Below are 6,323 nucleotides of genomic sequence, written 5' to 3'. Positions count from 1 at the left end.
GTCTTGTCGGCGAGCGCCACGATCTCGCTCTGCGCGGCGATCTTGGTCTTGCCCTTGGCATCCTTGAACACCGGCAACGGCACGACATACTCATGCGCCAGTTTGAGGTGGGCGAGGTCGGACGCGTCATAGACCAGCGCACGCGTGTTCTGGCGCGTCGCGGGCGAATCGCCGCCATCCTGCCGGGGCGCCGATTGCAGCACCGCGATCAGGAACTTGCCGTCCGGCGTCATCGCCATTCCCTCCAGGCCCTGGTTGTTCTGGCGGCCGGTCTCGGGGTCCTTCGGATCGGGCTCGGCGGCACCGGGTCCCGGATTGTCCGAGGCGAAGTTCGGCGTGCCGTGGCGCATCGGCACGAAGGCGGCCGGTGGCTGGGTTGCCGACAGCAGATGCCCGTCGGCGGAAAACCGATAGATGTTCGGGCCGTATTCGTCGGAGATGAACATCGAACCATCGGGCAGCCGCACGATCGCCTCGTTGTCGAGCGCCAGCTTGCCATTGTCGGCTTGCGGCAGGATCGGCATGTCGCCGCTTGCCGCGCGCACGCCGTTGAGTGGGTCGAGGCCTGTGGCATCAGCCCCCTTGTCGTCGGTGAGAAGCATGGTGTCGGCGAGCGTTGCCTTGACGCCCGTCTGCTCCTGGCCGGCAGCAGGTGCCGCGCCCGGTGCGACCGGAGCAAATTCGATGGCGATCGTGTTGAGGCGCGGCCGGTAGTTGGTGGTGCCGACGACATTGTAGCCACGGTCCGGCAACAGCCAGAGCGAACCCCTGTAGCCGGCGGTGTCATGCGTCCAGCCTGATGCGTCGATCGCCATGCCGGAACCCGAGCCGAAGGTCTCGCCGAACTTGTCGCGCTGAGCGGCCGGGATGCGGCCGACGCCGACCAGCCCCTTGTTGACGAGGCCGCCGACGGTCGCGGTGCTGTCGGCGAGCGCCGGCGCCAAGGCGGTGAACAAGGCCAGCGCGACGCCAAGCGACGCGGGTCGATACAGGTGCTTCATGGATAATCCTCTTTGTGACGGATGTGCCGGAGCGGCCGGGGGACGAAAAACTGAAAGAGGTACGACATCGATGATGTTGCGCAAGCCTCCCCGAAACGCGGTCTACGGCGCGAACATGATGCTTGCGTGACAGCGCGCAGTGCATGCCGGCGGTCGACGAAAAACGATGCGCGCGCGCCGGCACTGGACACTTATGTCCAGTGGATATATACTCCAGTCTTCGGACCAACCGTGGAGGGGAAGCCTTGAAGTCGCACTACCGCGCAGTCGTCATCGGAGGTGGCGTGGTCGGAGCCTCGGTGCTCTATCACCTGACGCGGTTCGGCTGGAGCGATGTGGCGCTGATCGAGCGCGCAGAACTGACGGCCGGTTCGACCTGGCACGCGGCGGCAGGCTTCCATGCGCTCAACGCCGATCCCAACGTGGCGGCGCTGCAGGACTACACCATCAATCTCTACCGGGAGATCGAGGCCGAATCCGGCTGGGATATCGGCCTGCACATGACGGGCGGCGTCAACATCGCCAGCGATCCCGCGCGCTGGGAGTGGCTGAAATCAGCCTGGGCCGTGTTCCAGTCGGTCGGCATCGAGACCGCGCGCCTGGTCACGCCCGACGAGATCAAGGCGATCTGCCCGATCGTCGACGTCAACGGTGTTCTTGGCGGCCTGCATGATTCCAACGAAGGCCATCTCGACCCGTACGGTACCACGCATGCCTATGCGGGTGCTGCGAAGAATCGCGGCGCCGACATCATCTTGCGCAACCGGGTCGTCGAGCTGAAAGCACGTGCCGACGGGCGCTGGGACGTCATCACCGAGCAGGGCACCATCATCGCCGAGCATGTCGTCAATGCCGGCGGGCTGTGGGCGAAGCAGCTCGGCCGCATGGCCGGCGTCGACCTGCCGGTGACGCCGATGGAGCACCACTATTTCATCACCGATGACATTCCGGAGATCGCAGCACTTGACAGGGAAATCGGCATCGCCGTCGATCTCGACGGCTTTTCATACCTGCGGCAGGAGCGCAAGGGTGTGCTGCTTGGCGTCTATGAGCAGAACCCAAAGCACTGGAACATGGACGGAGCGCCGTGGGATTACGGCATAGAGCTGATCCCGGAAGACATCGACCGCATCAGCCCGGAACTCGCCAAGGCGCATGAGCGCTTCCCTTGCCTGGCGACGGCCGGTATCCGCAAATGGGTCAACGGCGCCTTCACCTTCACGCCGGACGGCAATCCGATTGTCGGGCCGGTGCGCGGCCTGAAGAACTACTGGGTCGCCTGCGGCGTCATGGCCGGTTTCAGCCAGGGCGGCGGCGTCGGCAAGTCGCTGGCCGAATGGATGATTTTCGGCGAACCGCAGGCCGACATCTTCGGCATGGATATCGCTCGCTACGGTGCCTTCGCCGCCAACCGCGAATATCTCAGGCAGACGACGCGCCAGTTCTATTCGCGCCGGTTCGTCATGACCTTTCCCAATGAACGGCTGCCCGCCGGCCGGCCGCTGAAACGCCCCGGCGCCTATGACGGCATGAGCGCGGCGGGATGCGAATGGACGGCTTCCTGGGGGCTGGAAATCCCGGCCTATTTCGCGCCGATGGGATTTGCCGAGAGCACGACGCTGCGGCGCTCCAACGCCTTCGACATCGTCGGCGAGGAGGCGCTGCAGGTGCGGCGCGCCGCCGGCCTCGTCGATATCTCGGCCTATGCGCGCTATGCGGTGTCGGGGCTGGGTGCGGAGGCGTGGCTCGACCGGCTGCTCGCCTGCCGATTGCCGAAGGCGGGGCGGGCCGGCCTGGCGCCGATGCTCGGCCATGACGGACGGCTGAAGGGCGACCTCACCGTCTTCAACTGGGGCGGCGGCTCTTATTGGCTGATGGGCTCCTACTATCTCCGGGAATTCCATATGCGCTGGTTCGAGAGCCATGCGGCGGAGGGCGTCACCATCGCCGACCTCTCCGACACGATGAGCGGCTTCCTGCTCACGGGGCCGAATGCGCGGGAGATTCTGGAGCGCACGACGCATCAGGATGTTTCCGGCGCAGCATTGCCGTTCATGGCCTGTGGCGCATTCGACATCGGTATGGTGCAGGCACGTGTGGCGCGGCTGTCGATCGCGGGCGAACTCGGCTTCGAAATCAGTTGCCCCGTGACCATGCACGCCACGTTGCGCGACACGCTGCTGGCTGCGGGCGAGGATCTGGGCCTTGCTGAAATCGGCTACTATGCGCTCAATGCGCTGCGGCTGGAGAAGAGCTTTGGCATCTGGTCGCGTGAATTCACGCAAGGCTATACGCCGGGCCAGACCGGTCTCGACCGCTTCATCGCTTTCGGCAAGAGCGACTTCATCGGCCGCGAAGCAGCGTTGAAACAGCGGGAGGCCGGCAGCGGCCAATGCCTGGTGACGCTGGAAATCGATGCGCTCGACGCCGATGCCAGCGGTTTTGAGCCTGTCTGGCATCAGGGCCGACGCGTCGGCTTCGTCACCTCGGGCGGCTATGGCTATACGGTCGGCAAGAGCCTGGCGCTGGCTCTGGTCGACCGCGATTTCGCGGGCGAGGGCACCGCGCTCTCCGTGCATGTCGTGGGTGAGGAACGGCCGGCGCGTGTCGTCGCGGCCTCGCCCTACGATCCCCTGGGCAAGGCAATGCGGCAATGAGGAGGATTTCCGATGGTCGATGACGCGGCACGGGACGGCAGGCGCGAGCGCCGGCGTGGACGCACGGGCGAGGCCGGTAGCGAAAGCAGCCGCCGTCCCAATTACCATTCGCTGAAGAACCCGTTCCTGCCGCAGCCGATCTTTTCGGACGACCAGGCGGCTTCGATCCACGACACGGCGCTGCGGGTGCTGGAAGAGCTCGGCATCAAGGTGCTGCTGCCGCAAGCGCGTGAGCATTTTGCCAATGCCGGCGCCCTGGTCGATCCAGACACCGACATGGTGCGCATCGGCCGTGACATGGTGACGGCGGCACTCGCCTCGGCGCCGAAGTCGATCCACGCTTACGCCGGTTCGCGCGCCCGCGATCTGACGCTGGAGCTCGGCTCGATGACCTTCCTGGCCGGGTGCGGGGCGCCGAACGTCACCGATCTCGAGCGCGGCCGGCGGCCGGGAACACTGGCGGATTTCGAGGATCTGATGCGGCTGGTGCAGCATTTCGATGTGCTGCATATGCTGGGGCCCTGCATCGAACCGCAGGATGTCGACAACCGCTTTCGGCACTATGCCGTCAACCGCGCGCAGTTGACGCTGTCGGACAAGCTCCCGTTCGTCTTCGCGCGCGGAACGCCGCAAGTCGAGGACGGGTTCGAGATGCTGCGGCTGGCGCGCGGCTTGTCGGAAGAGGAGTTTCTGGCAAGCGCGCATTGCTACACCGTCATCAACACCAACTCGCCGCGTCAGCTCGACATTCCGATGGCGCAAGGCATCATCGATTTCGCTCGCGCGGGGCAGGTCTCCGTCATCACGCCGTTCTGCCTGGCGGGCGCCATGGCGCCGATAACGGTCGCCGGCGCGCTGACGCTGCAGCATGCCGAAGCGCTGGCCGGGCTGACGCTGGCGCAGATCGTGAGGCCGGGTGCGCCGGTCGTCTACGGCTCGTTCTCCTCCAATGTCGACATGAAATCCGGCGCGCCCGCCTTCGGCACGCCCGAGCACGTCAAGGCGACGCTGGGCGCCGGCCAACTGGCGCGCTTCACCGGGCTGCCTTGGCGGTCCGGCGGCGGCAGTGCGGCCAACATCTCCGACGCACAGGCCGCGCACGAGACGCAGTTCGCGCTGTGGGGCTCGGTGCTGGCCGGGGCGACGATGTGCATCCATGCTGCCGGCTGGCTGGAGGGCGGCCTCAGTGTCTCCTTCGAGAAACTGATCACCGACATCGAGGCGCTGCAGACGGTGGCTGAACTTTGTGCTGCGACGCCCGGCGACACCGACACGATTGGTTTCGAAGCTATCGCCGAGGTGCAGCCGGGCGGGCATTTCTTCTCGGCCGGCCACACCATGGCGCGCTATCGCACCGCCTTCTATGAACCGCTGGTGGCCGACTGGTCGAATTTCGGCAACTGGACGCAAAGCGGCTCGAAGACGGCGAGCGAGCGCGCCACCGGCGTCTGGAGGCGGGTGCTTGCCGATTTCGCGCCGCCGACCTCGGCCGTCGCCACATCAGGCGTGCTGGACGAGTTCATCGCGCGGCGCACGGCAGAGGGCGGAGCAGCGCCGGTGTCTTGAGGCTGGCTCCCGCTGATCGCCCTGGTTGTGGCGTGATCCGGAACCTATAGCGCCTCCCGCGCATTCAAGGCTGCGGCCGGTGCACTGCGCACCGGTGTGCTGTTTGAGGGGAGGACGACATGGGTTTCGACCAGTATCACGAACCGCCTGAAGAACTGTCGCAGGAGGTGCGGACCTTTGCCCGCATGATCACCTCGCTGATCGAGGAGGCGGAAGCGATCAGCTGGTACGAACAGCGCATGTCGGTGGAGAAGGACCCGCAGGCGCGCGCCATCATGAAGAACGCGCAGGGCGAGGAGTTCAAGCATTTCGGCATGGATCTCGAATTCCTGCTGCGCCAGAAGAAGGACTGGCGCGCGGAACTGAAGGAAATCCTGTTCACCACGGGCGACATCGTCAAGGCCGGGGAGCGGGGCGAGAAGAAGGTGGACTAGGGTATGTCGATATTCAGGTGAGGCCGGCCTGCAAACGACGGCTTTCTGCGCTTCCGGTGCTCACGGACCCGAATGTCCGCTCCGCTCCGGTTCTCAAAAGCCATCATTTTCGGCTCGGCCTGACCTGAATCTCAACACACCCTGGCTCAGCGTTTGACAAATTCGCCAGGTCCTGCTGCTGCGATTAATCGCTGTCGCGCGCGACCAGTTCCAGCGGCCAGACCTCGCGGATGATCCGCGGCCCCTCCGGGCCGGCGAAGGCGGGAAGCGACGCCAGCAGCATTTCCGCGAGCCGTTGTCCCATCGGCTCCAGCGCCGGGCGGAAGGCGGTCAGGGCTGGCGAGAAATAGCGGCAGAGCGGCGTGTCGACGATGACGGTCACTGCCATGTCGTGACCCGGCCTGATACCCATCTCTGCCAGCGCCTTGCAGCCGCCCAGCGCCATCGCGTCATTGTTGAAGATGATGGCGGTCGGCGGAGCCTTGGAGCGCATCACCTGCGGCGTCACCCCGTAGCCGCCGGCCTCGTTGATGAAGCCGGACGCGATCAGCTCGGGGTCTACCTCGATGCCGTGCCGCCGCAAGGCCTTGCGATAGCCGACCAAAAACAGATAGCCGAAATTAAGGTCGAGCGACGGGCGGACGGCGGCGATGCGGCGGTGGGCG

Annotated in this window: 5 protein-coding genes; 3 read left to right on the top strand and 2 right to left on the bottom strand. The window is 65.7% G+C overall.

The window, feature by feature from the left end:
• Positions 1-1,001, bottom strand: a 1,001-nt coding sequence (locus EOA22_RS13115) for an esterase-like activity of phytase family protein (protein ID WP_127390010.1), incomplete at its 3' end; no start/stop codon positions are given.
• A gap of 245 nt (positions 1,002-1,246) precedes the next feature.
• Here EOA22_RS13115 and EOA22_RS13110 point away from each other — a divergent pair.
• The 3 genes from EOA22_RS13110 to EOA22_RS13100 all read left to right on the top strand — a co-directional run bounded on the left by EOA22_RS13110 (position 1,247) and on the right by EOA22_RS13100 (position 5,658).
• On the top strand, positions 1,247-3,658 hold the full coding sequence (locus EOA22_RS13110; RefSeq protein WP_127390009.1) for an FAD-dependent oxidoreductase: 2,412 nt from the start codon (positions 1,247-1,249) through the stop codon (positions 3,656-3,658).
• A gap of 12 nt (positions 3,659-3,670) precedes the next feature.
• The gene (locus tag EOA22_RS13105) at positions 3,671-5,224 is read left to right on the top strand and encodes a trimethylamine methyltransferase family protein (protein ID WP_063168293.1); all 1,554 of its coding nucleotides are present in this window, start codon (positions 3,671-3,673) and stop codon (positions 5,222-5,224) included.
• Positions 5,225-5,343: 119 nt separating this feature from the next.
• Positions 5,344-5,658, top strand: a complete 315-nt coding sequence (locus tag EOA22_RS13100; protein WP_013530988.1) for a hypothetical protein — start codon at positions 5,344-5,346, stop codon at positions 5,656-5,658.
• 184 nt (positions 5,659-5,842) lie between these two features.
• Here the strand turns inward: EOA22_RS13100 and EOA22_RS38845 are convergent.
• On the bottom strand, positions 5,843-6,323 hold a 481-nt coding region (locus tag EOA22_RS38845), incomplete at its 5' end, for a substrate-binding domain-containing protein (protein ID WP_245478631.1).

The sequence above is a fragment of the Mesorhizobium sp. M7A.F.Ca.US.014.04.1.1 genome, assembly GCF_003998745.1.
In the GTDB taxonomy this organism is placed as follows: Bacteria; Pseudomonadota; Alphaproteobacteria; order Rhizobiales; family Rhizobiaceae; genus Mesorhizobium; species Mesorhizobium ciceri.
Note: the sequence above shows the minus strand (reverse complement) of the source record. Positions and strands in the feature narration are given on the sequence as shown.

Excerpts from the sequence above, each read along its gene's own strand:
- EOA22_RS13105 (WP_063168293.1), top strand. The coding sequence starts at position 3,671 with ATGGTCGATGACGCGGCACGGGACGGCAGGCGCGAGCGCCGGCGTGGA.
- EOA22_RS13100 (WP_013530988.1), top strand. The coding sequence starts at position 5,344 with ATGGGTTTCGACCAGTATCACGAACCGCCTGAAGAACTGTCGCAGGAG.